Origin of the sequence: Acidipropionibacterium jensenii (assembly GCF_005890135.1) — a bacterium.
Taxonomy (GTDB): Bacteria; Actinomycetota; Actinomycetes; order Propionibacteriales; family Propionibacteriaceae; genus Acidipropionibacterium; species Acidipropionibacterium jensenii.
The window spans coordinates 2,799,356-2,825,301 of record NZ_CP040635.1 but is presented as its reverse complement, the minus strand read 5'-3'; the positions used below and the strand labels follow the sequence as shown (position 1 = coordinate 2,825,301).

The window sequence follows — 25,946 nt, the reverse complement described above, 5'->3', positions numbered from 1 at the left end:
CGGGCGCGGCCGCCCGACGTCGGCGCGCCCGCTCATCCAGGTGTGGCCCAGGGGCCCGCACCCCGTTCGACCACCCGCTCGACCCGATGGAGGAACCGTGAGCACCGACCAGGACTTCACCCAGCAGGACGTCGTCGAGAAGCTGCGCGGCACCAGCATCGTCATGCTGACCACCGCCCGCGCCGACGGCAAGCTGCTGTCCCACCCCATGACCGTCCAGGACGTCACCGACGATGCTGATGTGTGGCTGTTCGTGGGCCTGCAGGGCGATCAGGCCGACGCCCTGCGTCAGGGCCCCGAGGTGAACCTCAACGTCTCCGAGGCCGGATCCTGGTTGTCCGTGGCGGGCAGGGCCAAGTTCGTCGAGGACCGCGCCAAGATCGCCGAGCTGTGGGACGACTCCGCCAAGAGCTACTTCCCCGACGGCGTGGACGATCCGAACCTGGCCCTGGTGCTGGTCACCAGTGAGTCCGCACAGTACTGGGGCCTGCCCGGTGGCAAGGTCGCAGGTGTGGCCCAGATCCTCAAGGCCAAGGTCACCGGCGGCGACACCCCCGGCGGGACGGGGACCACGGAGCTGTGATGCTCGGGTAACCGCCCCCCCGCGACGGGGCCACAGAGGCCAGGGCGCCTGCGACGTGTTGCAGGTGCCCTGGCCTTCGTGCTGTCCAGTCACAAGAAGGACGATTCCGTTCCACGATCGCGAGGTCCTGGAACGTAATCGTCCTTTGCTGGTGCAGTGCAGCTGGTGCGCGGGCCAGGAGCCCCGGTGAGCTCCGGAGCCCCCATGTCACACCATGAACCGCCATTAGCGATTCTTTGGGACCTGCGGTGCACTGGGGTGGTTGTGACAGCTTGGTTTGGCCCCGTTGTGACGGCCTGATCTGGCCCCGCGTGCGACTTGCCGGGGTGTTGACGGTCTGAACTGGCCCCACCCCTTCACGCTGGTCCCCATCACTGGGAACCAGTCGCGAGGGCAAGGGAGCCAAGATGGGATCACGAGTGCAACTGTTTGCCGACATCCGCCACGACGCGCGAGTCGATGGCCTGTCCATCCGCGAGCTCGCGCGCAAGCACGGGGTGCACCGCCGCACCATTCGCCAGGCCCTCGCGGCAGCCGAACCCCCGCCCCGCAAGACCCCGGTACGGTCCGCACCACGTCTGGACCCGTACAAGCCGGCGATCGACCAGATGCTGCGCTATGACCTGACCGCGCCGCGCAAGCAGCGCCACACCGCCACGAGGATCCTGGCCAGGTTGCGTGACGAGCACGGTGCCACGGACCTGTCCTACTCGACGGTGCGGGACTATGTCAGGACCCGGCGGGCGCAGATCGAGCTGGAGGCCGGGCGGCGGGTGGAGGCGATGGTGCCGCAGGACCACGCCCCCGGCGCGGAGGCCGAGGTCGACTTCGGCGAGGTGTATGTGATCCTCGACGGCGTCAAGACCAAGTGCCACATGTTCGTCTACCGCCTGTCGCACTCGGGCAAGGCGATCCACCGCGTCTACCCGACCGGCGGGCAGGAGGCCTTCCTCGAAGGCCACATCGAGGCCTTCCACGCCCTGGGCGGCATCCCGACCCGCCACATCCGCTACGACAACCTCACGTCCGCGGTCGTGCAGGTAATCCATGGCGGTGACCGGCTCCGCGAGGAGAACGAACGCTGGGTTCTGTTCAAGTCCCACTACGGCTTCGACGCGTTCTACTGCCAGCCCGGCATCGACGGCGCCCATGAGAAGGGCGGTGTCGAGGGCGAGGTCGGCTGGTTCCGCCGCAACCACCTCACCCCGATGCCCGAGGTCGCCAGCCTGGACGAACTCAACGACCAGATCCGTGTCTGGGAAGTCGACGACAACACCCGCCGGATCGCCGGCCATGCGAACACGATCGGGCAGGACCACCGCGCCGAACTCGACCACCTGGCACCGTTGCCGGCCGATGACTTCGACCCCGGCCTGATCCTCCACCCGCGCGTCGACCGCTCCGCCCTGATCACCGTGCGCATGGTCAAGTACTCCGTTCCGGCGCACCTGATCGGGCAGCGCGTCCGGGTCAGTCTGCGGGCCTCGTGCGTGGTCGTGTTCGAGGGCCGCACCGTGGTCGCCACCCATCCCCGCCTCGGCACGCGTGGGGTGACCCGGGTCGAGCTGGACCACTACCTCGAGGTTCTGCGCCACAAGCCCGGCGCGTTCCCCGGCTCGACCGCCCTGGCCCAAGCCAGAGCCGCGGGGGCGTTCACCGCCGCCCACGACGCGTTCTGGGCTGCCGCCCGCAAGACCAGCGGCGACGTCGCGGGCACCCAGGAGTTGATCGACGTGCTCCTGCTCCACCGCTCCCTGCCGGCCGAGGCGGTGATCGCCGGGATCACCTCGGCCCTGTCCGTCGGGGCCGTCTCGGCCGACGTCGTCGCCGTCGAGGCCCGACGCCACAGCGTCAGCCACACCGCGCCCGCGCCGCAGCGCGGCGGCACCGTGGTGAACCTGCCACCGCGCCGCCACACCGACTCGAACTCGCTGATCGCCGCGCTACCGGCCGACACCCGGCCCCTGCCCACCGTCACCGCCTACGACGAACTCCTGCGCCGCCGCCAACCCAACCCCACCCCGGCCCCCGCCGAGGCCCACCACCACACCCCGACAGGAACCCCATGACCACCACCAGCACCAGCCGCCCCGCGAGCCTTCGCCGACGTCAGGGCCTGACCGAACAAGCCGCCCAAGCCGCGATCGACCAGGCCTGCCGCCGGCTGCGGCTGCCCACCATCCGCGCCGTCGTCGACGACGCCGTGACGGCCGCCACCAAGGAACAACTCACCTACCAAGGCTTCCTCGCCGAACTCCTCCTGGCCGAGGTCGACGACCGCGACCGCCGCTCCACCCTGCGCCGCATCAAGAGCGCCGGCTTCCCCCGCGAGAAATGGCTCGCCGACTTCGACTTCACCGCGAACCCCAGCATCAACCCCGCCACCATCAACGAACTCGCCACCGGCGACTGGATCCGCCGCGGCGACCCCCTGTGCCTCATCGGGGACTCCGGCACCGGCAAATCCCACCTGCTCATCGCACTCGGCACCGCCGCCGCCGAACAGGGCTACCGCGTCCGATACACCCTCGCCACCCGCCTCGTGAACGAGCTCGTCGAAGCCGCCGACGAGAAACAACTCACCAAGACCATCAACCGCTACGGCCGCGTCGACCTCCTCGTCATTGACGAGCTCGGCTACATGGAACTCGACCGGCGAGGCGCCGAACTGCTGTTCCAAGTCCTCACCGAACGCGAGGAGAAGAACGCCATCGCGATCGCCTCCAACCAGTCCTTCTCCGCCTGGACCGACACCTTCACCGACCCCCGCCTGTGCGCCGCGATCGTCGAGCGCCTCACCTACAACGCCACCATCATCGAAACCGGCACCAACTCCTACCGCCTCGCCCACACCCGAGCCCGACAGGCCGGGTGACACCCTGCAAATAGGCAGTCGCCTACCGCCGGATCCACCAGTTGGGTCCGGCGGGTAGGCGTCACTCCCTGAGTCAGTTGCTGAGAGCGGTGAGCTGTTGCGTGCCGACGGGTTCGCGGGTCTGGGTGGGGATGACGGCCATGCGGTTGGTGGTGGCGGCCACCGCGTCCAGCTGCTGTTGCTCGGAGCGTGCGCGGGTGGCGAGCAGTGGGCTGGTGGGGTGGGCTGCCGCGAGGGAGTTGTTCACGACCCACGCCCACGGGTGGATGTTGGCGCGTTCCAGGTCGCTGGCCAGGGCCTGCGCCTCGGTGACGGGGGTGGTCTCGGGCAGGGTGACCACGATGATCTTGGTGTGGTCGGGGTCTTGGAGCCGCATCAGCGGGGTGGTGACGTGGCCGCGCTGGTCGTCGTCGAGGTGGCGGGTGATGTCGCGGTGGTAGGAACCGGTGGCGTCCATCAGGAGCAGGGTGTGGCCGGTGGGGGCGGTGTCCATGATGACGAACTGGTCGCGGGCCTTGTTCACGGCGCGGCTGAACTGCTGGAAGACGGCGATCTCCTCGGTGCAGGGGCTCATGAGGTCCTCGGCGAGGGCGGCGCGGCCGGCGTCGTCGAGCTTGGCGCCCTTGGAGGCCATGACGTGGTCGCGGTACTCCTGGATGGCCTTCTCAGGGTCGATGGCGCTGACCTCGAGCCCGTCGACGTCGTTGCCGAGGGTGGTCGACAGGTGCGCGGCGGGATCGGTGGTGGTGAGCAGGACCTTCTTGCCGCGCTGGACCAGGGCGATGGCGATGGCGGCTGCGACGGTGGTCTTGCCGACACCGCCCTTGCCCATCGTCATCACGAGCCCATGGTCGGCCTCGGCGGGCAGGGCATCGACCAGGCCGGCGAGGTGCGGCTGCTGGCCGATGCCCTGCCCGCCGGTGTCCTGCGCGTCGGCCTGCGGGGCGTCCTCGTCGTGGAACAGGGTGGCGAGTGCCTCCAGGCCGACCATGTTGACGCTCTTGAGGCTCACCGTGTCGCGGGGCAGGGCTGCCAGGGCGGCAGGCATGGCAGCGAGCGCGGCCTGTTCGCGGTCGTGGATGGCGCGGGACAGGTCGTCGGTGGCGGCCGCGGCGGGCAAGACGCCGTTGACGACCAGGTTGGTGGCGTGGATGTCGAGCTCGGCGAGCTCGTCCAGGGTGCGGGCGACCTCGCGCAGCGTGGACTGCTGGGCCCGGGCGACGAGCACCAGGCGGGTGCTGGTGGGGTCGGTGAGGGCCTCGACGGCGGCGCGGTAGGTGGCGCGGTTCTTCTCGAGCCCGCTCATGGGCCCCAGACAGGACGCGTCGCCCTTGCCGTTGTCAAGGTAGCTGGTCCAGCTGCCGGGCAGCTGCAGCAGGCGGATGGTGTGGCCGGTGGGGGCGGTGTCGAAGATGACGTGGTCGTAGCCGGCGGTGGCCTGGGTGTCGGCGAGCAGGTCGGTGAACTCGTTGAACGAGGCGATCTCGGTGGTGCAGGAGCCCGACAGCTGCTCGGTGATGGCCTCGATCTCCTTGATGGGCAGGACCGCGCGCACCGGTTCCAGGATCTTGTTGCGGTAGGCCTCAGCGGCCTCGTCGGGGTCAATCTCCAGCGCGTCGAGGCCGGGCACCTGCGGAATCGGGGTGATCTTGTTGCCGATGGTGGCACCGAACACCTGGGCGATGTTGCTCGCCGGGTCGGTGCTGACCAGCAGCACCCGCTTGCCCTGGTGGGCGAGGTGCACGGCCGTGGCGCACGCGATGCTGGTCTTGCCGACACCGCCCTTGCCAGTGAAGAAAAAGTGCGGGGGCGGGTTGTCGAGAAACTGGGTCATCACCATCTCCTGAAAGTTCGAGTCGGGGTCAGCAGCAGCCGGACACGGTGCTGGTAGTGGCGGGCTGCCCACAGCAGCCAGTGGACGCGGCGGGGGCTTCCTGCTGCGGGCCGCAGCATCCGCCCTGGGGCTGGGCGTCCTTCGTCGGGTTCAGGCCGGCGTAGCGCTCCAGCTCGTCGCGGCGCGGGTGGCGGCCGGCCAGCACGGTGACGTCGTCGACCAGCGTCAGGGGTAGCCCCTCGGAGCCGGCGGCCTGCAGGAACTTGACGACCACGGGGTGCTCCGCGAACTGCGCCGGCTCGCTGGCCAGATTGGCGCGGTGGACGTCCACCCCCTGCGCCTTGAGGGCGTTGACCGCGGCGGTGAAGTCGACCAGCTCCTGGTCGAGGTCGGGGCCGCAGACCCCGGTGTTGCAACACAGTGCAGGTTCGAAGACACGGATGACGGGCATGGGAAACCTCCGGCTCGGGTGGAGGACGACCATCACGCATTGATGACCGTCGATATGAGTGAGCGTGGCACACATATCGACAGGTGTCAATATGAGCGGGTAGCATGTCTGCATGACCGAACTGCTGGAAGCCCCGATGGCCGCCGCCGAGGCCTGCGCGCCGGGTGGTGGCACGATCTCGATGGAGCAGGCGGAACGGGTTGCGCTCGTCGTGAAGGCGCTCGCTGACCCGGTGCGGCTGCGGATCCTGCACCACATCGCGGCCAGCCGGTGCTCCAGCGTGTGCGCGTGCCACATGCCCGAGGTGTTCGGCGTGACCCAGCCGACGCTGTCACACCACCTGAAGAAGCTGGTCGAGGCCGGGCTGGTGGACAAGGAAATGCGCGGCAAGTGGGCGCACTTCACCCCGCGACCCGAAGGGCTGGCCGCGTTGCACGAGTACCTCGCCATGCTGGGCTGAGGCCCGGCGACCCGAAAGGACATCCCCATGCACGTTGTGTGCGTCGGCGGCAGCGATGCCGGCATCTCCGCGGGGCTGCGTGCCCGCGAACTCGACCCGTCGACCGAGGTCACCGTCGTGGTGGCCGACGCCTACCCGAACTTCTCCATCTGCGGGATCCCCTACTACATCTCCGGCGAGGTCGGAGACTGGCACCACCTGGCACACCGCACCCGCGCCGACCTGGAGGCCGCGGGCCTGCACCTGCTGCTCGACACGCGCGCCACCCGCATCGACGTCGACGCCCGTCAGCTCGAGGCCATCGGACCCGACGACACCCCCGCCCTGGTCGACTACGACGCGCTGGTGGTCGGCACCGGCGCCCGGCCCGTGCGTCCCCCGATCACCGGACTCGACACCCTCGGCGCCGCCGACGGCGTCCACCTGTTGCACTCCATGGGCGACACCTTCGCCCTGGGCGACTCCCTCGAGAAGCTGCAGCCGCGCACCGCCTTGGTTGTCGGCGCCGGCTACATCGGCCTGGAGATGGCCGAAGGCCTCACCACCCGCGGCATCCACGTCACCCAGGTCGAGGCCGCCCCCGAGGTACTGTCCACCCTCGACCCCGAACTCGGTACCCTCGTCCATGCCGAACTCGTGCGGCACGGGGTCGATATCCACACCGGTACGAGCGTCACCGGCATAGCCAAGGGTGCTGACGGCCTGCACGTGACCGGTCAGGCCAGAGACGGCGAAGCCCTGTCGTGGGATGTGGACCTCGTTCTGGTCGTGGTCGGTGTCACCCCCGAGACCGACCTGCTCGTCCGATCTGGAGCCCAGACAGGGCCCCGCGGTGCGGTGCTCGTCGACGAGACGATGGCCACCGGCCTGCCACACGTGTGGGCCGCCGGCGACTGCGTGGCCACCCACCATCGCCTGCTCGGCACCACCTACCTCCCACTGGGCACCACCTCCCACAAACAGGGACGGGTCGCCGGCGAGAACGCGCTGGGCGGCAACGCCCGATTCGCGGGCAGCATCGGCACCCAGGTGCTCAAGGTGTTCGACCTGGTCGCAGCCCGCACCGGGCTGCGGGAGCACGAAGCCATCGCCGCCGGGTTCGACCCCGCCAGCACCACCTCGGCGCCCGACGACCACAAGGCCTACTACCCGGGATCCCACCCCATTACCATCCGCATCACCGGCGACCGCGCCACCGGCAGGCTGCTAGGTGCCCAGCTCGTCGGGCACCTGACCACCGAGACCGCCAAGCGGGTCGACACCTACGCCACCGCGCTCTTCCACGGCATGGACGTGGCCGACATCAATGACCTCGACCTCGCCTACACACCGCCGCTGGGCTCGCCCTGGGACGCCATCCAGATCGCCGCGCAGGCATGGGTGACCCAGCACCAGCCAGCGAGCACTCGCACCCAACCCTGACCCCTTGCAGTAATGAGCGCCCCCGCCGAGCGTGAACCCCGGGGGCGCTCCTCAGCGCGCGCTCACCACCCGCCCACACCCCCGACGGGCCAATCGTCAGCACGCCGCCGCCAAGCCATCCCCACCCCCGCCATGACAGGTGACCTCCACCCGGCCTAGCTCCACGGCCGCACCCCGACGCACCCGAAAGGGTTGAATCTCGACGACGAACACCCCGTGACTTGTCATATTGACGGTTGTCTATATGATGAGGACGTTCATATCGATGATCGTCAATGTGAGGTAGTCATGGCCGTAATCACCACCGAACCACCGTCCACACCGACCCGGACGCCCGTGGCGCAGCAGCTGTCCACGCTCGATCGCTACCTGCCCGTGTGGATCCTCGCGGCCATGGTCGTCGGGCTCCTGCTGGGCCGTGTCGTCCCCGGCATCGGCACGGCGCTGGCCGCCGTCGAGGTGGACGGCGTCTCGCTGCCCATCAGCATCGGGCTGCTCGTGATGATGTACCCGGTGCTCGCCAAGGTCCGATACGACCGGCTCGGGACCGACGACCCAGTTCAGCAGCATGCTGGTCTCCAGCCTGCTGCTGAACTGGGTCGTCGGTCCCTTTGTGATGTTCACGCTGGCATGGACCTTCCTCGCCGACCTGCCCACCTACCGCACCGGCCTGATCATCGTCGGGCTCGCGCGCTGCATCGCCATGGTCATCATCTGGAACGACCTGGCCTGCGGTGACCGCGAAGCGGCCGCCGTGCTCGTCGCGATCAACTCGATCTTCCAAGTCGTCGCCTTCGCCGCGCTCGGCTGGTTCTACCTGTCCGCCCTGCCCTCCTGGCTCGGCCTCGAGCAGACCAGCCTGAACGTCTCCGCCTGGCAGATCGCCAAGAGCGTCCTGATCTTCCTCGGCATCCCGCTGGTCGCCGGATACCTGACACGCACCCTGGGCGAGAACGCCTGGGGCCGCGAAACCTACGAGCACAGCTTCCTGCCGAAGATCGGCCCCTGGGCGCTGTACGGGCTTCTGTTCACCATCGTCGTGCTGTTCGCCCTGCAGGGCGAACAGATCACCAGCCGCCCCCTCGACGTCGTCCGCATCGCCCTGCCGCTCCTGGTCTACTTCGCGGTCATGTGGGGCATCGGCCACCTGCTCGGACGGAGTCTGCACCTGGGCTACGAACGCACCACCACCCTCGCCTTCACCGCCGCCGGCAACAACTTCGAACTCGCCATCGCCGTCGCCATCTCCACCTTCGGTGTCACCTCCGGCCAAGCCCTCGCCGGCGTCGTCGGCCCCCTGATCGAGGTCCCGGCCCTCATCGGACTCGTCTACATCAGCCTCTGGCTGCGCAAACGCTACCCCGTCGACAGCCAGCACTGACCAGCCTTCTCACCCCCACAGGAGCGCCCATCACCACACCACCCACCCAGTGACCCGGCCAACCACACGACCCCGGGCGACCGCCCCCGCGAACGTCCAACCCCAACCCATTCGCTAGAACGATCAACCCAAGAAGGAACCATGCGCGACTACACCTCCGTCGACGGCTACACCATCGACACAGGAAGCAGCCCGTTCACCCCGCAGACCCCCGCGCCCGCCGTCCAGCCCAAGGCCGAAGCGTCGGCCGTCCAGCCCGAGCGCCAAGAGCCCGCCCCCGAAGCGGCTGCCCCGCGAACCTCCGAAGCCAGCAGCGCGCCGTGGAACTACACCACGCGCCAGGCCACCCACATCGACGAGGCCGGCTACAGGGACACCACACGGGGCACCATCGCCACCGACAACACCGACTGGAAGGGCGTCACCCGCGGGGTCGTCAAGAGGCGCTTTCCGGGCTCTTCCCAGATGAGGGTGTAGCGCACGTCTCGCGGCGGGCCGGCGCGTCGGTGGCCGGATAGAGGTCGAGGTCTCCAGAGGATGAGAGCTCCTACACACTCAGCCCGAAAGACCTCGACGTGCACGACGCTACCGTCGGCGGGCGCGCTGATGCGTTCGCCAGCCCCGACCTGACTGCCTTCTGCCGCCTCGACGAACTCGGCCTCGTTGTCACCGGGCAGCGACTCGAGCCGGATCGTGCCGTATTGGCCTGCCAGGTGGTCGAGCCCGACCAGTGGTGCCGGCGCTGCGGCTGCGAAGGGAGACCACGTGACACCGTGGTCCGACGGCTTGCCCACGAACCACTGGGCTGGCGGCCCACGACGCTGGAGGTCGTCGTGCGCCGTTACCGCTGCAGCGGCTGCGGGTATGTGTGGCGCCAGGACACCACCGCCGCGGCCGAGCCCCGGGCCGAGTTGTCTCGGCGCGCTCTGCGGTGGGCGCTGGAAGGGATCGTGGTGCGCCACCTGAGCGTGGCTCGGGTCGCCGAGGGGCTCGGGGTGGCCTGGGACACCGCCCACGACGCCGTTCTGGCCGAGGGCAAGCGGGTGCTGATCGACGAGGAGCACCGCTTCGAGGGGGTGAAGGTCGTCGGGGTCGATGAGCACGTGTGGCGCCACACCCGTCGCGGCGACAGGTACGTCACCGTGATCATCGACCTCACCCCAGTGCGAGATGGCACCGGCCCGGCACGGCTGCTGGACATGGTCGAAGGACGCTCCAAGCAGGCGTTCAAGACCTGGCTGGCCGACCGCCCGCAGGAGTGGCGCGACGGCGTGGAGGTGGTCGCGATGGACGGCTTCACCGGGTTCAAGACCGCCGCCGTCGAGGAACTGCCCGACGTGGTCACCGTGCTAGATCCCTTCCACGTCACCAGGCTCGCTGGCGAGGCCCTCGACCGGTGCCGCCGTCGAATCCAACAGGATCTGCACGGCCACCGCGGCCGTGCCGGCGACCCGCTCTACTCGGCCCGCCGGACCCTGTCCACCGGCGCCGACCTGCTCAACGACAAGCAGAAGGACCGACTGGACACCCTGTTCGCCGACGACGCCCACGTCGAGGTCGAGGTCACCTGGAGCGTCTACCAGCCCATGATCGCCGCCTACCGCCACGAGAACCGGCGCCACGGCCGCGAGCTGATGGCCCGGCTCATCGACTCGATCAGCACCGGCGTCCCCAAGGCCCTGGTCGAGATCACCAAGCTCGGCAGGACGCTGAAGAAGCGCGCCGCCGACGTCCTGGCCTACTTCGACCGGCCCAGCACCTCCAACGGGCCCACCGAGGCGATCAACGGCAGGCTCGAGCACCTGCGCGGCTCGGCGCTGGGGTTCCGCAACCTGACCAACTACATCGCCAGATCCCTGCTCGAGACCGGCGGGTTCAGACCCCGACCACACCCTGGATTCGGATGAGCCGGAAACCAGAACCCCGAGATGCATCTGGTGCGCATTATCACCAAGGGCGGCTTCGACACCTTCATGGGCGCTCCACGAGTGCGTCCGGGGCGCTGTTCTCGATGACGCTGATTGACGCTCCGGAGGCTGCGTGAGCGGTGTCTCAGGAATTCTCCCTCGAGCACTCGGCGCACAGCCCGAAGAGCTCCAGTTCGTGGCCGGTCTCGCTGAACCCGTGACGAGCAGCGACCGCGGACGCCCAGGACTCGATCATCTGGTCCTGGCCGATCTCGACCACCTTGCCGCACTGGCGGCACACCAGGTGGTGGTGGTGTGAGGAGGAGCAACGTCGGTACGCCATCTCGCCGTCCTCGGCGCGGATGGTGTCCAGCTCGCCCTCCTCGCTCATCGCCTGGAGATTGCGGTAGACCGTCGCGAGTCCGACCTTGACGCCGCGCTCGCGCAGCTCCTCATGGACCTGCTGGGCCGTGAGGAAGGCACGCTCGCCGTCGAACAGATCGTTGATGGCGACACGCTGCCGGGTGGTGCGCTTGACGGGGCTTGCCGCCGGGTTCGACACGGATCATCACCTCTGTCATGGACACGTGAACACCGTCAATCTAGCGCGGCGGGGCCCCGATGGCCGAGGACTCCGGTCCGAGGCGGCCAGTCGATCGCCCCGGACCGGTAGTGTGGGCCATTGCGTGGACGCCATCCTGGTGCCCACTCCAATGAGGACTTGGAAGAAAGGGACGGCCTTGGCCTCCACTAGCACTCTCGACAACGTCACCAATCTGTGCAAGCGCCGCGGCTTCGTGTTCCCCTGCGGCGAGATCTACGGCGGCTCCCGGGCCGCCTGGGACTACGGTCCGTACGGGGTCGAGCTCAAGGAGAACATCAAGCGTCAGTGGTGGCGGTCCATGGTGACCAGCCGCGACGACATCGTGGGCCTGGACTCCTCGGTCATCCTCCCCAAGGAGGTGTGGATCGCCTCGGGTCACGTCGGGGTGTTCAACGACCCGCTGACCGAGTGCCTGTCCTGCCACAAGCGGATGCGCGCCGATCACCTCCAGGAGATGTACGCCAACAAGCACGGCGTCGACGACCCCGACTCCGTGAAGCTCTCCGAGGTGAACTGCCCCAACTGCGGCACCAAGGGGCAGTGGACCGAGCCGCGGGACTTCAACATGATGCTGAAGACTTACCTCGGTCCGGTCCAGGACGAGGCCGGGCTGCACTACCTGCGTCCCGAGACCGCCCAGGGCATCTTCATCAACTTCCAGAACGTGGTGAACAGCGCCCGCAAGAAGCCGCCGTTCGGGATCGCCCAGACCGGCAAGTCCTTCCGCAACGAGATCACTCCCGGAAACTTCATCTTCCGCACCCGCGAGTTCGAGCAGATGGAGATGGAGTTCTTCGTCGTGCCCGGCACCGATGAGGACTGGCACGAGTACTGGATCGGCCACCGGACCGACTGGTACGTCGACCTGGGTATCGATCGGGCCAACCTGCGTCACTTCGAGCACCCCAAGGAGAAGCTCTCCCACTACTCCAAGCGGACCGTCGACATCGAGTACAAGTTCGGTTTCATCGGTTCCGACTGGGGCGAGCTGGAGGGTATCGCCAACCGCACCGACTTCGACCTGTCGACCCACTCGAAGCACTCCGGCAAGGACCTGTCCTACTTCGACCAGAAGGAGAACAAGCGGTACCTGCCCTACGTCATCGAGCCCGCGGCCGGCCTCACCAGGTCGCTGATGGCCTTCATGGTCGACGCCTACACCGAGGACGAGGCCCCCAACACCAAGGGCGGCGTCGACAAGCGCACCGTGCTCAAGCTCGACAGGCGGCTGTCCCCGGTCAAGGCGGCCGTGCTGCCGCTGAGCCGCAACTCCGACCTCTCGCCCAAGGCCCGCGACCTCGCCGCGACCCTGCGCAAGCACTGGAACGTCGACTTCGACGACGCCCAGGCGATCGGCAAGCGGTACCGCCGTCAGGACGAGATCGGCACTCCGTTCTGCCTCACCGTCGACTTCGACACTCTCGAGGACGACGCCGTGACGATCCGTGATCGCGACACCATGAGCCAGGAACGGGTCGCCATCGATCAGGTGGAGTCCTATCTCGGAGCTCGCCTCATCGGCTGCTGACAGCAGCCGCACCACTGCGGGCACCCGCCGGGGCCCCGGGACGCCGACCAGGCGTTCCGGGGCCCCTCGCCGTCCGGGGTGGCACTGGGGAGTCGTCGTCCGGGGATGGTGTCCCGGTGCTTCCGGGGTCTGTCTCAGACCAGGTCCAGACCCAGGTCCAGCACCGCCGGAGAGTGGGTGAGTGCGCCGACTGCGACATAGTCGACGCCGGTGGCCGCCACCGCCGTGGCGTCCTTCAGCTGGAGTCCGCCCGATGCCTCGGTGAGCACTCCGGCGGGTCGGGCCACAGCGACCGCCCGTCTCATCTGGTCGACCGACATGTTGTCCAGCAGGATCAGTCCGGCCCCGGCCGAGACCGCCTCGCAGACCTGTGCGAGGGTGTCGCACTCGACCTCGCAGTCCAGTCCCGGGGCGCTGGTGCGCACCGCCGCCAGCGCCGCCCGCACCGATCCGGCGGCCGCGATGTGGTTGTCCTTGATGAGCGCCGCGTCTCCCAGTCCCATCCGGTGGTTGACCCCGCCGCCGCAGCGCACCGCGTACTTCTGCAGGACGCGCAGCCCCGGGACGGTCTTGCGGGTGTCGCGCACCCGGGTCCCGGATCCGGCCAGGGCATCGGCCCAGGCCGCCGTCGCGGTCGCCACTCCCGACAGCTGCCCGACCAGATTGAGCATCGTGCGCTCAGCGGTCAGCAGGGTGCGCAGCGGCGCCTCGACCTCCAGGACGATGTCGCCCGGATGGACCCGCGACCCGTCGGACATCAGGATGGTGCTCCGCGCGCGATCGTGGTTGCGGGCAGCCATCAGGTGGAGCACCAGTGAGGCCACCGGCACCGCCGCCAGGCAGCCCTCGGCCCTGGACACCATTCGTGCGCGGCCGCGCTGATCGGCGTCGAAGATGGCGTCGGAGGTGACGTCCGGGCCCCAGGACAGGTCCTCGTCCAGAGCTCGGTCGGTGATCTCGATGAGGAGGTCGGTCTCCAGTCCGAGTGCTCCGATGGTGTCGAGAAGGTCGGCCGGCAGGGCAGGTGCGGCGGGATCAGGAGAGTCAGCGGTGCCCGGCAGCTCAGCGGAGCATGCGGACACGACCAAGTCTGTGAACGCGGTGGGCTCATTGGAACCTGCGGACTCAGCGGAACCTGCGGAGGCAGGGGGAGTACGGAGGGTCATGCCGCCTCCTGGTCGCGGCCGCCGTGACGGTCGGTGCCGGGTTCGGTACGGGTGAGGACGAGGCCGCCGCAGGAGTCCATCCGGGTGTCGATGTGGAGACGCCAGGCGTCCGACCGCTCGGGGATGTCCAGGCGACGATGACAGCCCCGCGACTCCGTGCGCATCGTGGCCGCACCGGCCACCAGCCGTCCCACCAGGGCGAGGTTGGTCGCTGTCAGGACGAGGTCGTCGAGACGGTCGGCACCGGCGGTGGCGTCCAGCCGGCCCAGAGCCCGTCTCAGACCGTCGGCATCCCGCATCACCGACACGTCGCGCTCCATCACCGCTCGTATCGGGTCGATCTCGCGGTGATCGACCAGTCGGGCGGCCGCCCGCTCGACGGCCGGCCCCGCTGCGGGCGCCGAGGACAGCCATCCGGCCAGGTCCGCGGCCGTTCTCTCGCCCATCACCAGGGCCTCGGTGAGGGAGTTGGAGGCCAGCCTGTTCGCCCCCTGAACCCCGGTGCAGGCGACCTCGCCGACGGCTCTGAGTCCGGGCACGCCGGTCAGCCCGGTCATCGTCGCCGCTACTCCGCCGCAGTGGTAGTGGGCCCCGGGGCGCACCGGGATCGGTTCGACCACCGGGTCGATCCCACGCTCGCGGCACATCTGGAGGATCGAGGGGAAGGACCGCTCCCAGCGTTGGGACCCGAAGGAGGTCGCGTCGAGGAACAGATGGTCCTCCCCGGTGGCGATCATCCGCATCTGCTCGGCCGCGGAGACGACGTCGCGGGGTGCCAGATCGGCGAGCGGGTGGACCCCGGTCATCACCCGGCGTCCGCTCCCGTCGACCAGGAATGCCCCCTCTCCACGAACCGCCTCGGAGATCAGCACACCGCGGTCGCCGGGGATCCGACGGGCGGGGGGAACCACCAGGATGGTCGGGTGGAACTGCATGAACTCGGCGTCGCGACACACTGCCCCGGCCCTCAGGGCGGCGGCCAGGCCGTCCCCGGTGGCGACCGGGGGATTGGTGGTGGTCGGCCACAGCTGGCCGATCCCACCGGTGGCCAGCACCACCGCCCGAGCTCCGATCCGTGCGGTTCCGCCGTCGGCCTCCAGCACCGAGACTCCGCAGGCGCGGCCCTGAGAGTCGGTGAGGACGTCGATCAGCCGGGTGCCCGACAGCATCTGCAGGCGCTCTCCCGCACCCGAGGCGGCGAGGGCGCTGTCCAGAGCGCTGCTCAGGGTCCGCTCCACCTCGTGACCGGACTGGTCCCCGCCGGCGTGCAGGATCCGGCGGGCGTGGTGGCCGCCCTCCAGATGCAGGTCGATACGCCCCAGGGAGTCGGTGTCGAAGCGGGCGCCCAGATCGATGAGTCGACGCACGGCGCCGGGGGCGCCGTCGACCAGTTCGGCGACGGCCTGCCGCCCGCACAGCCCTGCTCCGGCTGCCAGGGTGTCGGACCGGTGCGCCCCGGTGCTGTCGCCGGCCGCCCAGACCGCGGCCAGACCGCCCTGGGCCCAGTCCGTCGAGGAGTCGGTCAGTCCTGCCCGGGTGACGACGGCGACCTCGAGTCCCAAGGCCAGCAGTCCCAGGACGGTCGACAGTCCGGCGGCCCCTGTGCCGACCACCACGACGTCGCAGCGCCGGCCCGCACCGGCGCCGGCAGGGGAGGCAGACGAGGCACGGGCTGAAGACGAGGCGGGGGAGGCAGACGAGCCGGGGGAGCCCGGGAACAACTGAGTGCCGGAGGGGGAGGTCATCGCCGGCCCCCGGTGCTGCCGATGGCAATCATCCGCTCGACGGCCAGTCGCGCCCGGGCGGCGATCACCGGGTCGACCAGGACCTCGTCGCGGCCCTCCTGGAGGCAGCGCAGCAGCTTGTCCCGGGTGGTCATCCGCATGAAGGGGCAGATCGCCCCGGCGTTGACCGGCTGGAAGCTGGCCCGCGGGTTGGCCTGTCGCAGCTGGTGCAGCATCCCGACCTCGGTGGCCACCAGAACAGTGCTGGCACCAGTGGTTCTCGCCGCGGTGAGCATCTGGCCGGTGGACAGAATGTGGGTGCGCTCGGCGGGTAGCTCTCCACGCCCCGCCAGCCACAGGGCGCTGGTGGTGCACCCGCACTCGGGGTGCACGAAGAGATCGGCCCCGGGGTTGGCGTGGACCCTCTCGATGAGGCTGTCCGGAGAGATGTCGGCGTGCACGTGGCACTCGCCCATCCAGGTGTGGACGTTGTCGCGGTGCAGGGTGCGGCGCACATGGGCGCCGAGGAACTGGTCGGGGCAGAACAGCACATCGGTGGCGGAGGGGATCGAGCGGACCACCTCCACCGCATTCGAGGAGGTGCAGCAGATGTCGCTCTCGGCCTTCACCGCGGCGGTGGTGTTGACATAGCTCACCACCACCGCGCCCGGGTACTGGGCCCTCCAGTCGCGCACCTGCTCGGCGGTGATGCAGTCGGCCAGCGAGCACCCGGCCCGCGCGTCCGGAATGAGGACGCGCTTGTCGGGGGACAGGATCTTGGCCGTCTCGGCCATGAAGTGGACGCCGGCCAGGACGATGGTCGAGGAGTCGGTCCGAGCGGCGATCCGTGACAGCGCCAGCGAGTCCCCGACGTGGTCGGCGACGTCCTGGATGTCGGGGTGCTGGTAGTTGTGGGCCAGGATCACGGCGTTCTGGGCGCGGGCGGCGGTGCGGACCTGATCGGCCCACTCGTCGAACCCGGCGGTGCGGTCTGTCGTGTCGTCGGTGAGGAGGTCGGCGCAACCTGGGAGGGGTGAGCGGGTCGGCGCTGATCCGGTCGCGGACGGTGTGGTGGTCATCGGCACTCCGATTCTGGAGAGTTGAGGGAGAGATGCGGGAGACATGTTGAAGACTGGTAGTCGAAAAGTTATCGACGATCAGTCGAAAACAGGGGAACTGTAACATGCCCCACGTGATGAGGGCACCATTGCGGGACCAGCGGGGAGTGGCCAAGTATCGCCACGAGGTGCTGGGGGTGGTGCTGCGGGCCGGCCCGGTGGGATCGCCGGGTCGTCCGGCGGAGCTGCAGGTCCTGGTGAGACGCCGGGACCGCGAGCCCTTCGCCGGGAAGTTCGCGCTGCCGAGCGGGCCGGTCGAGGTCACCGAGACGATGGAGGAGGCCCTGGCCCGCCATCTTCGGGAACAGCTGGGCCTGGAGACGCTGAGGCACTGCGAGCAGTTGGCCACCCTGTCCGATCCCGGGCGCGATCCCTTCGAGCGGACCATCGCCACCGCGTACCTCGGGCTGGTGCCCTGGGAGGACGCCCGGCCCCGCGAGTCGGGAGCGCGCTGGACAGCCGTCGCCGAGCTGCCCGATCTGGCCTTCGATCACCATCTGGTGGTCGGCCAGGCGGTCGACCGGCTGCGCGGGAAGGTGTCCTACACCAATATCGCCCTCGCCCTGGCTCCGCCGGAGTTCACGATGGCCACCCTGCGCGGCATCTACGAGGCGGTCCTCGGACGCGAGATCGACGTCACCAATCTGTCGCGGGTGCTGCGCCGCCGGGGTCAGATCGCACGGGTCGGGACCCTCGGGGAGGCCGGCGCCAGGGGCGGTCGGCCGCCCAGCACCTGGCGGTTCACCGAGGACAGCTATCGGGTCACCGACCCATTCGCCGTCCTCGGCCCCGGCAGGAACCCGACAGTGTGAGGATGGGGGCAGTCGATCACGCGTCGCGAAGGGGCCGCCATGTCAGCACACACCGGGCCAGCACACATCGGGACGGGCACCACCGGGAAGGAGTATTCGGGACCGTCCCGCAGACAGGCAGCCGAGGTCCCGCGTCCCGACGAGGAGTCGGTCGCCCTCAATCCGGTCTTCGCTCGACCCGGGGAGACCACCGAGCTCCCGCGATTCCGGCTCCCGCGCCAGGAGAGTCTGCCCGAGACGGCCTACCAGATCGTCCACGACGAGGCGATGCTCGACGGCAACGCACGGCTCAACCTGGCCACCTTCGTCGGCACCTGGATGGACGACGACGCCAACCGCCTCTACCTCGAGGCCGCCGACAAGAACATGATCGACAAGGACGAGTACCCGCGCACCGCCGAGATCGAGACCAGGTGCGCCAGGATGCTGGCCGACCTGTGGCACGCCCCCGATCCTCAGCGCTGCCCGGGCACCTCGACCATCGGCTCCTCGGAGGCCTGCATGCTCGCCGGGCTGGCCCTCAAACGTCGCTGGACCCACGCCCGCAGAGCGGCCGGCAGGAGCGCGGACCGACCCAATCTGGTGATGTCCAGCGCGGTCCAGGTGTGCTGGGAGAAGTTCTGCAACTACTGGGACGTCGAGATGCGCCAGGTGCCCGTCTCGGCCGACCACAAGGTGCTGGACGGCCACCGGCTGGACGAGTACGTCGATGACCACACCATCGGCGTGGTGGCCATCATGGGGGTCACCTACACCGGCATGTACGAGCCGGTGGCCGAGATCTCGGCGGCTCTGGACGCCATCCAGGAGAGCACCGGGCTGGACGTCAGGATCCACGTCGACGGCGCCTCCGGGGCGATGATCGCCCCCCTTCCTCCAGCCGGATCTGGAGTGGGACTTCCGGGTGGACCGGGTGGTGTCGATCAACACCTCCGGCCACAAGTACGGGCTGGTCTACCCGGGCCTGGGATGGGTGGTCTGGCGCGACAGCCAGTACCTGCCCGATGACCTCGTCTTCACGGTGAGCTACCTCGGCGGCAACATGCCCACCTTCGCGCTGAACTTCTCGCGGCCCGGGGCCCAGGTCCTGCTGCAGTACTACATGTTCCTGAGGCTCGGGTTCGAGGGTTTCCGGCGCGTCCAGCAGACCTCCAGTGACGTCGCCACGGGGCTGGCCGCCCAGATCGGCGTGATGCCGGCCTTCCAGCTGTGGAACGACGGATCCGACATCCCGGTCTTCGCCTGGAGCCTGCGCCCGGGCCACACCGAGAACTGGGATCTCCACCACCTGGGGGACCGGCTGCGGATGAAGGGATGGCTGGTGCCCGCCTACCCGATGCCCGCCGACCTCACCGATCTCACTGTCCAGCGGATCGTGGTGCGCAACGGGTTCAGCCAGGATCTGGCCGACGCCTTCCTGGCCGATCTGCGGGACGAGGTCGACTATCTCGACTCGCTGGACTCCCCGATGCCCAGGGTCGGCCACGCCCCCGCCTTCCACCACTGAGGGGGACCCCGCGCCAACCATCCGATGAGGCCCCGGCGCCCGGCCGGCAAAGCCCTCCGATAGGGTTGGCGGACCCGGCCTGGAACGGAGCGAGGTCATGAGCGTCACTGACCGGACAGCCAGCAGAACCGACGAGCCCGCAGCGCAGGGGGACGCCGTCGTCACCGTGCGGCACGCCAGGCTCAGACCCTCCAATGTCACCCTCAAGGTCGTCATGGCGGTGACCGGCACGATCTTCGCGCTGTTCGTCCTGGTCCACATGATCGGCAATCTCAAGGCGCTGATGGGGCCCGAGGAGTTCAACTCCTACGCCCGCTTCCTGCGCGTGCTGGCCCACCCCCTGATCCCCTACGAGGGGGTGCTGTGGATCCTGCGGATCGTCCTGCTCGGCTGCCTGGTCGCCCACGTCTGGGCGGGAGTGCTGATCTGGTGGCGGGGTCGGCGCAGCCGGGGAGGGCACCGGCGCCGCGGGATGGCCGGCCTCACCTGGGGGGCGCGGACCATGCTGCTCTCCGGGATCCTGCTGCTGGGCTTCGTCGTGGTCCACCTGCTGGACCTCACCCTGGGCGCCGGGCTGGAGTCCTCGAGCTTCCGGGCGCCGGTGAGGACCGGACCCGCCGACGTCGACGTCCACGCCTACCAGAACCTGGTGGCCAGCCTCTCCCGGCCGCCGATGGCGATCTACTACAGCCTCATGATGCTGGTGATCGGGGTCCATCTGGCCCAGGGGATCTGGAACGTCATCAACGATCTGGGCGGCACCGGCCCCCGGCTTCGCCGGATCTGGCTGCTGGTCGGTCTGCTCGTCGCACTGGCCGTCGTCATCGGCAACGGAACCCTGCCGATCCTCATTCTCACCGGGGTGATCTCATGACCGGCCCAGCACCTGCCGACCAGCCCGTCGCCGGATACCGGATCGGGACCGAACTGGACGGCCACGCCCCGCCCGGCGATCCGCTGACCGCCTGGCAGCGGCGTCAGGACCAGTACCGGCTGGTCAACCCCGCCAACCGCCGCAAGATGACGGTGATCGTCGTCGGGACCGGACTGGCCGGTGCCGGGGCCGCCGCCAGCCTGGGACAGCTCGGCTACCGGGTCGAGTGCTTCAGCTTCCACGACTCGCCGCGTCGCGCCCACTCGGTGGCCGCCCAGGGAGGGATCAACGCCGCCCGCGCCAGGAAGGTCGACGGCGACTCCCTGATCCGCTTCGTCACCGACACCGTCAAGGGCGGGGACTACCGCGGACGGGAGGCCGACGCGGTGCGACTGGGCACCGAGTCGGTGCGCGTCATCGACCACATGTACGCGATCGGCGCCCCCTTCGCCCGCGAGTACGGCGGCCAGCTGGCCACCCGCTCCTTCGGCGGGGTGCAGGTGTCACGGACCTACTACACCCGCGGCCAGACCGGACAGCAGCTCGAGGTGGCCTGCGCCCAGGCCCTCCAGGAGCAGGTGGACGCCGGCACCGTGCACATGCACACCCGCACCGAGATGCTCGATCTGGTGGTGGCCGACGGACGCGCCCAGGGAATCGTCACCCGCGACCTGCTCACCGGGCAGATCAGCACCTGGACCGGCCACGCCGTCATCCTGTGCAGCGGCGGGTACGGGTCGGTCTACCACTGGTCCACCCTGGCGATGAACTCCAACGCCACCGCCACCTGGCGGGCGCACCGTCGCGGCGCCTACTTCGCCAGTCCCTGCTTCGTCCAGTTCCATCCCACCGCCCTGCCGGTGAGCTCGACATGGCAGTCCAAGACCACACTGATGAGCGAGTCGCTGCGCAACGACGGTCGGATCTGGGTGCCCGCGCGCCCCGGTGACGACCGGCCGCCCAACGACATTCCCGAGGCGGAGCGCGACTACTACCTGGAACGGCGCTACCCGGCCTTCGGCAACCTCACCCCCCGCGACGTCGCCTCCCGCAACGCCCGGAGCCAGATCGACTCCGGCCACGGCGTCGGACCGCTGCACAACTCGGTCTACCTGGACTTCCGCGACGCCATCGCCCGGCTGGGTCGGGAGACCATCGCCGAGCGCTACGGGAACCTGTTCTCGATGTACCTGGACGCCACCGGGGAGGATCCCTACCGGGTGCCGATGAGGATCGCGCCGGGAGCCCACTTCACGATGGGCGGGCTGTGGGTCGACTACGACCAGATGACCACCATCCCCGGCCTGTTCGTGGGCGGGGAGGCCTCCAACAACTACCACGGCGCCAACCGACTGGGAGCCAACTCGCTGCTGTCGGCATCGGTGGACGGCTGGTTCACCCTGCCCCTGTCGGTGCCGAACTACCTGGCCGGTCTGGTCGGAGAGCCGGTGCTCCCGGTCGACTCCGCCGAGGCTCTCGCCACCGCCGACCAGGTGAGACGCCGGGTCGAGCGGCTGCTGGCGGTCGGCGGCCACCACCGGCCCGAGTGGTTCCACCGCCGACTCGGCGACATCCTCTACGCCCACTGCGGGGTCAGCCGCGACGAGCAGGGGCTGATGGAGGGTCTGGAGAAGGTCCGCGCGCTGCGCACCGAGTTCTGGCAGGACGTCCTGGTCGTCGGTGAGGGCGACCGGCTCAACCAGGAGCTGGAGAGGGCCGGGCGGGTCGCCGACTTCATCGAGCTCGGCGAGACGATGATCCTGGACGCCCTGGACCGCCGGGAGTCGGCCGGCGCACACTTCCGCACCGAGTACGCCACCGAGGACGGCGAGGCCCGCCGCGACGACGACCACTGGCGCAGCGTCTCGGCCTGGGAGACGACCCCCGAGGGTGACCATGTCCGCCACAGCGAGCCCCTGGACTTCTCGCTGATCAAGCTGCAGGTGAGGGACTACCGATGAGAGTGACACTGGAGGTCTGGCGTCAGGACGGCCCCCGCGCGTCCGGACGTTTCGAGCACCACACCGTGGAGGACGCCACCGCCGAGATGAGCCTGCTGGAGCTCCTCGACCGACTCAATGACCAGATCATCGAGCAGGGCGGGGAACCGGTGGTCTTCGAGTCCGACTGTCGTGAGGGGGTCTGCGGGTCCTGCGGGTTCCTCGTCAACGGGACACCGCACGGCCCGGTGCCCCACACCCCGGCCTGCCGCCAGCACCTGCGGGCCTTCCCCGGCGTCAGCCATTTCCGGCTGGAGCCGTTCCGGGCCGCCGCCTTCCCTGTGATCCGGGACCTGGCGGTGGACCGCTCCGGACTGGACTCCCTGGTGCGCGCCGGCGGGACGGTCGCGGTGATGACCGGGACCGCCGCCGACGCCGACGCCGCCCCCCAGTCCCACCACGAGGCCGAGGAGGCCCTCGACTTCGCCGCCTGCATCGGCTGCGGGGCGTGCGTGGCGGCCTGCCCCAACGGCGCGGCAATGCTCTTCGCCGGGGCGGAGCTGGCCCATCTGGCCAGGATGCCCCAGGGCCGTCAGGAGCGCGGACGACGGGCGCGCCGGATGGTTGACGCCCTCGACGAGCAGTTCGGCCCCTGTTCGCTGTACGGGGAGTGCGCCAGGGTGTGCCCGGCCGGGATTCCGCTGGCCGCGGTGGCCACGGTCAACCGGGAGCGGCTGCGCGCCGGCCTGCGGGGGCGCAACAGGGACGACTGAGCCGGCCCGCGGTGCCGGGTAGCATGACCCGGTGCCTGTTGTCCCTCCTCTTGTCCTCACCGCGCCCTCGGGCGGTCGGGTGGTCGTCGACACCCCCGTGGTGCTCGCCCCGATGGCCGGGGTGACCAACGCCGCCTTCCGTCAGCTGTGCGCCGAGCAGGGTGCGGGACTCTACGTGTGCGAGATGATCACCTCCCGCGGGCTGGTCTACGGGGACCACAAGACCGCCGAGATGCTGCGGTTCGCCGATGTCGAGAAGGTCCGTTCGGTCCAGCTGTACGGGGTCGACCCGGCGATGATCGGGGAGGCCACCGAGATCCTGTGCGAGCAGTTCGGGGTCAACCACGTCGATCTCAACTTCGGCTGCCCGGTCCCCAAGGTGACCCGCAAGGGCGGCGGGGGAGTGCTTCCCTGGAAGTGCGACCGGTTCTCCGCGGTGGTCGGGGCTGCCGTCGAGGCCGGTGACCGGCACGGGGTGCCGGTCACCGTCAAGACCCGAATCGGGATCGACGAGGACCACATCACCTATCTGGACTCGGCCCGGCTGGCCGCAGACGCCGGGGCGGCAGCGGTCTGTCTGCACGCCCGCACGGTCGCCGAGGCCTACGCCGGCCACTCCCACTGGGATGCGATCGCCCGGCTGGTCGAGGCGGTCGACGTCCCGGTGCTCGGCAACGGCGACATCTGGGAGGCCTCCGACGCCCTGGAGATGGTTCGCCGCACCGGCTGCGCCGGGGTGGAGGTCGGGCGCGGCTGCCTGGGACGGCCCTGGCTGTTCCGTGATCTGGCCGACGCCTTCGCCGGCGAGCGGACCCGGACCCTGCCGACCCTGGGCGAGGTCGCCGCGATGATCCGTCGTCACGCCGAGCTGCTGGTCCGCTACGAGGGTCCGCACGGACTGGTCGACATGCGCAAGCACATGGCCTGGTACCTCAAGGGCTACCCGGTCGGCGGGACGACCCGGCACGCCCTGGGCACCATCTCCACCTTCGAGGAGCTGGACTCCCTGCTGGCCACCCTCGACGCCGACGCGCCCTTCCCGGTGAAGGAGCTCGGACGTCCGCGCGGACGCCAGGGCAGTCCCCGGCGCAAGGTGGTCATGCCGATGGGGTGGCTGGACGGGCGCACCCTCGACGATGCCGATCTGTCGGAGGCCGAACTGGGGGTCTCCGGGGGGTGAGCCTCAGCCCTCGATGGAGGGCGCCATGGCGATCATGAAGAGCAGGGCCGAGACCACCGGGGCCAGCACCGAGATGATGATGGCGACGATGCCCAGGCGCTTGCTGTTGCGGTGCTTGCACGCCAGGATCCCCACCACCAGGGCGGCGATGCCCAGCGCGGTGGGAACCAGTTGGAGGACCAGCGTGAAGGCCCCCTTGAGGAACTCGTCCGCCGCACTGGGAACCAAGGAGCCATCGTCCGGAGCAGAGTCGAGGTCCGGGCTGCGCAGGCGCCTGGAGGCGGCCATCGCGGTCCCGGCGATCCAGCTGAGCATCAGGGAGATCCCCAGGGCGCACAGGACCAGGCACAGCGAGATCACCCCCTTGGCGGAGCGCTTCTCGAATCGGGACACCGGCGTCTGCTGGGGGCCGGGGGAGTACGGCTGGTCGACAGGGTAGGGCTGGTCGACAGGGTGGGGCTGCTCGGGGGGATACGACTGGTACCCCTCCGAGGAGGAGTCACAGGAGTTCTGGGAGTACTGCGGATCGTGTGGTGGGGACCATCCGGGGCCCCGGGGATCCTGTGACATGGGCCCTCCCGTCACCGTCAGTGGAACGATGGGCAAAGACTACTGGTCGCTGAAACCTGTCGGTGGTCTTTGGCATGCTGGGTCCATGGCTGAACCCTCCTACCGATCCCGCGCCTGGGCGCAGACCATGTCGGGCCACGCCGTCGACGGCGGCGTCGTGAGGAGCCACGCGGCCACCCGCAGCCGACTTCAGCCGGGACCGGTGGTCGACCGCCGGGCCCGCGAGGAGCGCGAGGCGGCCACCCTCAGGCCCGGTGCTGCCCTGGCCCACGGCGCCGGAACCAGGGCGGTCGCCGAACGGCCCGACCCGCAACGCACCTGCTTCGAGCGCGACCGCGACCGGATCGTCCACTCCACCGCCTTCCGCAGGCTGGCCGGCAAGACCCAGGTGGTCGTCCAGCCCACCGACCACCAGCGCACCCGGCTGACCCATGCCCTGGAGGTCGCCCAGGTCGCCCGGTCGATCGCCGCCGGGATCGGGGCCAACGTCACCCTGGCCGACGCGATGGCGCTGGGCCACGACTGCGGCCACGGACCGGGCGGTCACGCCTCCGAGGAGGCCTTCGACACCTTCCTGCCTGAGGGCTTCGACCACGCCACCTGGGGGGCCGATGTGGCCCTCATCTCGCTCAACCTGTGCGCCGAGACCCTGGACGGGATCCGCAACCACTCCTGGTCGCGACCGGCGCCGATGACCGTGGAGGGGGAGGTGGTCTCCTTCGCCGACCGGATCGCCTACTGCGCCCACGATCTGGAGGACGCCCAGCGCGCCGGCATCGTCACCACCGGGCAGATTCCCCGATCGGTGCGCGAGGTCGTCGGCGACGACCGGCGGACCCAGCTGGCAACCTTCATCCGCTCGGTCATCGGTGCCACCTGCGCCACTGGGGAGGTGGTGATGGGGGCCGACGCCGCCCGGGCGCTGGCCGGGCTGCGGGAGTTCAACTACGAACGGATCTACACCCGCCCGGAGTCCCAGGCCCAGAGCGAGGCGGTCATCTCTGTCCTGCGCGGACTGGTCTCCTACTACCTGGAGCACCTCGAACTGGTGCCCCAGGAGTTCCTCTCCAGCGGCGCCGACCGGGTGCACCAGGTGGTCGCCTATGTGGCGGGGATGACCGATCAGTTCGCCTTCAGCTGCGCCGAGGAGCTGCTCGGCTGGGACCGTGCGAGGCTGCCCCGCTGGCTGGGTCGAGGGTTCTGAGCCCGGTCCCGGCAACGGCACTAGGATGTGGAC

Annotated in this window: 25 protein-coding genes; 17 read left to right on the top strand and 8 right to left on the bottom strand. The window is 69.6% G+C overall.

Annotated elements, in window-relative coordinates:
* Positions 1-97: 97 nt before the first annotated feature.
* From FEZ32_RS12620 to istB, 3 genes are all read left to right on the top strand, one after another.
* The gene (locus FEZ32_RS12620; RefSeq protein ID WP_015069156.1) at positions 98-583 is read left to right on the top strand and encodes a pyridoxamine 5'-phosphate oxidase family protein; all 486 of its coding nucleotides are present in this window, start codon (positions 98-100) and stop codon (positions 581-583) included.
* A gap of 407 nt (positions 584-990) precedes the next feature.
* Positions 991-2,652, top strand: coding sequence for an IS21 family transposase (istA, locus tag FEZ32_RS12615; protein ID WP_138680728.1), 1,662 nt, complete (start codon positions 991-993; stop codon positions 2,650-2,652).
* Positions 2,649-3,458, top strand: a complete 810-nt coding sequence (istB, locus tag FEZ32_RS12610) for an IS21-like element helper ATPase IstB (RefSeq protein ID WP_138680727.1) — start codon at positions 2,649-2,651, stop codon at positions 3,456-3,458. Before istA ends, istB begins: the two co-directional genes overlap by 4 nt.
* A 73-nt stretch (positions 3,459-3,531) precedes the next feature.
* Here istB and arsA read toward each other — a convergent pair whose 3' ends face one another.
* Together arsA and arsD are read right to left on the bottom strand one after the other, a co-directional pair.
* Positions 3,532-5,298, bottom strand: a complete 1,767-nt coding sequence (gene arsA, locus FEZ32_RS12605) for an arsenical pump-driving ATPase (protein WP_456236348.1) — start codon at positions 5,296-5,298, stop codon at positions 3,532-3,534.
* Positions 5,299-5,320: 22 nt separating this feature from the next.
* On the bottom strand, positions 5,321-5,743 hold the full coding sequence (arsD, locus tag FEZ32_RS12600; protein ID WP_008598604.1) for an arsenite efflux transporter metallochaperone ArsD: 423 nt from the start codon (positions 5,741-5,743) through the stop codon (positions 5,321-5,323).
* A 112-nt stretch (positions 5,744-5,855) separates the two neighbouring features.
* Here arsD and FEZ32_RS12595 point away from each other — a divergent pair, with 112 nt between their 5' ends.
* A complete protein-coding gene (locus tag FEZ32_RS12595; RefSeq protein WP_002546835.1) occupies positions 5,856-6,203 on the top strand; it encodes an ArsR/SmtB family transcription factor in 348 nt (115 codons plus the stop codon).
* Between the two features lie 27 nt (positions 6,204-6,230).
* Complete coding sequence (locus tag FEZ32_RS12590) at positions 6,231-7,625, top strand: FAD-dependent oxidoreductase (RefSeq protein WP_002546834.1); 1,395 nt, start codon at positions 6,231-6,233, stop codon at positions 7,623-7,625.
* 240 nt (positions 7,626-7,865) lie between these two features.
* Here FEZ32_RS12590 and FEZ32_RS14255 read toward each other — a convergent pair whose 3' ends face one another.
* Positions 7,866-8,195 (bottom strand): hypothetical protein, encoded by a 330-nt coding sequence (locus FEZ32_RS14255; protein WP_276338768.1) that lies wholly within the window; start codon positions 8,193-8,195, stop codon positions 7,866-7,868.
* Here FEZ32_RS14255 and arsB point away from each other — a divergent pair.
* From arsB to FEZ32_RS12575, 3 genes are all read left to right on the top strand, one after another.
* Positions 8,194-9,006, top strand: coding sequence for an ACR3 family arsenite efflux transporter (arsB, locus tag FEZ32_RS12585; protein WP_276338767.1), 813 nt, complete (start codon positions 8,194-8,196; stop codon positions 9,004-9,006). The two genes, FEZ32_RS14255 and arsB, sit on opposite strands and share 2 nt — an antisense overlap.
* A gap of 141 nt (positions 9,007-9,147) precedes the next feature.
* The gene (locus FEZ32_RS12580) at positions 9,148-9,483 is read left to right on the top strand and encodes a hypothetical protein (RefSeq protein WP_097798976.1); all 336 of its coding nucleotides are present in this window, start codon (positions 9,148-9,150) and stop codon (positions 9,481-9,483) included.
* 98 nt (positions 9,484-9,581) lie between these two features.
* Positions 9,582-10,913, top strand: a complete 1,332-nt coding sequence (locus FEZ32_RS12575) for an ISL3 family transposase (RefSeq protein ID WP_138680726.1) — start codon at positions 9,582-9,584, stop codon at positions 10,911-10,913.
* A 145-nt stretch (positions 10,914-11,058) separates the two neighbouring features.
* Here the strand turns inward: FEZ32_RS12575 and FEZ32_RS12570 are convergent, their stop codons facing one another.
* Positions 11,059-11,475, bottom strand: coding sequence for a Fur family transcriptional regulator (locus FEZ32_RS12570; protein WP_028703676.1), 417 nt, complete (start codon positions 11,473-11,475; stop codon positions 11,059-11,061).
* Between the two features lie 178 nt (positions 11,476-11,653).
* Between FEZ32_RS12570 and FEZ32_RS12565 the strand changes: the two genes are divergently transcribed.
* Positions 11,654-13,045 carry a glycine--tRNA ligase gene (locus tag FEZ32_RS12565; RefSeq protein ID WP_028703677.1) on the top strand — a complete coding sequence of 464 codons (1,392 nt, stop codon included), beginning with the start codon at positions 11,654-11,656 and terminating at the stop codon, positions 13,043-13,045.
* A gap of 134 nt (positions 13,046-13,179) precedes the next feature.
* Here FEZ32_RS12565 and nadC read toward each other — a convergent pair whose 3' ends face one another.
* The 3 genes from nadC to nadA all read right to left on the bottom strand — a co-directional run bounded on the left by nadC (position 13,180) and on the right by nadA (position 17,014).
* A complete protein-coding gene (gene nadC / locus FEZ32_RS12560; protein ID WP_028703678.1) occupies positions 13,180-14,064 on the bottom strand; it encodes a carboxylating nicotinate-nucleotide diphosphorylase in 885 nt (294 codons plus the stop codon).
* A 143-nt stretch (positions 14,065-14,207) separates the two neighbouring features.
* Positions 14,208-15,956 carry an L-aspartate oxidase gene (nadB, locus tag FEZ32_RS12555; RefSeq protein ID WP_138680725.1) on the bottom strand — a complete coding sequence of 583 codons (1,749 nt, stop codon included), beginning with the start codon at positions 15,954-15,956 and terminating at the stop codon, positions 14,208-14,210.
* Positions 15,953-17,014 (bottom strand): quinolinate synthase NadA, encoded by a 1,062-nt coding sequence (gene nadA / locus FEZ32_RS12550; protein WP_138680724.1) that lies wholly within the window; start codon positions 17,012-17,014, stop codon positions 15,953-15,955. The genes nadB and nadA overlap by 4 nt, the downstream gene beginning before the upstream one ends.
* 116 nt (positions 17,015-17,130) lie before the next feature.
* Here nadA and FEZ32_RS12545 point away from each other — a divergent pair, with 116 nt between their 5' ends.
* From FEZ32_RS12545 to dusB, 7 genes are all read left to right on the top strand, one after another.
* Entirely contained in the window at positions 17,131-17,865 is a 735-nt protein-coding gene (locus tag FEZ32_RS12545; protein ID WP_138680723.1) for an NUDIX hydrolase, read from the top strand.
* Positions 17,866-17,904: 39 nt separating this feature from the next.
* Positions 17,905-18,873 (top strand): pyridoxal-dependent decarboxylase, encoded by a 969-nt coding sequence (locus FEZ32_RS14100; RefSeq protein WP_276338766.1) that lies wholly within the window; start codon positions 17,905-17,907, stop codon positions 18,871-18,873.
* Positions 18,782-19,372, top strand: a complete 591-nt coding sequence (locus FEZ32_RS14095; RefSeq protein ID WP_269471507.1) for a pyridoxal-dependent decarboxylase — start codon at positions 18,782-18,784, stop codon at positions 19,370-19,372. Before FEZ32_RS14100 ends, FEZ32_RS14095 begins: the two co-directional genes overlap by 92 nt.
* 214 nt (positions 19,373-19,586) lie before the next feature.
* Positions 19,587-20,246, top strand: coding sequence for a succinate dehydrogenase cytochrome b subunit (locus FEZ32_RS12535; RefSeq protein WP_236082641.1), 660 nt, complete (start codon positions 19,587-19,589; stop codon positions 20,244-20,246).
* Positions 20,243-22,207, top strand: a complete 1,965-nt coding sequence (locus tag FEZ32_RS12530) for a fumarate reductase/succinate dehydrogenase flavoprotein subunit (RefSeq protein WP_028703681.1) — start codon at positions 20,243-20,245, stop codon at positions 22,205-22,207. Before FEZ32_RS12535 ends, FEZ32_RS12530 begins: the two co-directional genes overlap by 4 nt.
* Positions 22,204-22,959: a succinate dehydrogenase/fumarate reductase iron-sulfur subunit gene (locus FEZ32_RS12525; protein WP_097827794.1), complete on the top strand. Its 756-nt coding sequence runs from the start codon at positions 22,204-22,206 to the stop codon at positions 22,957-22,959. The genes FEZ32_RS12530 and FEZ32_RS12525 overlap by 4 nt, the downstream gene beginning before the upstream one ends.
* A 112-nt stretch (positions 22,960-23,071) precedes the next feature.
* Positions 23,072-24,139 (top strand): tRNA dihydrouridine synthase DusB, encoded by a 1,068-nt coding sequence (dusB, locus tag FEZ32_RS12520; protein ID WP_028703683.1) that lies wholly within the window; start codon positions 23,072-23,074, stop codon positions 24,137-24,139.
* Positions 24,140-24,142: 3 nt separating this feature from the next.
* Here the strand turns inward: dusB and FEZ32_RS12515 are convergent, their stop codons facing one another.
* Positions 24,143-24,709 carry a hypothetical protein gene (locus FEZ32_RS12515; RefSeq protein WP_138680722.1) on the bottom strand — a complete coding sequence of 189 codons (567 nt, stop codon included), beginning with the start codon at positions 24,707-24,709 and terminating at the stop codon, positions 24,143-24,145.
* An 85-nt stretch (positions 24,710-24,794) separates the two neighbouring features.
* Here FEZ32_RS12515 and FEZ32_RS12510 point away from each other — a divergent pair, with 85 nt between their 5' ends.
* Positions 24,795-25,913, top strand: coding sequence for an HD domain-containing protein (locus tag FEZ32_RS12510; RefSeq protein ID WP_138680721.1), 1,119 nt, complete (start codon positions 24,795-24,797; stop codon positions 25,911-25,913).
* The last annotated feature ends 33 nt before the right edge of the window (positions 25,914-25,946 follow it).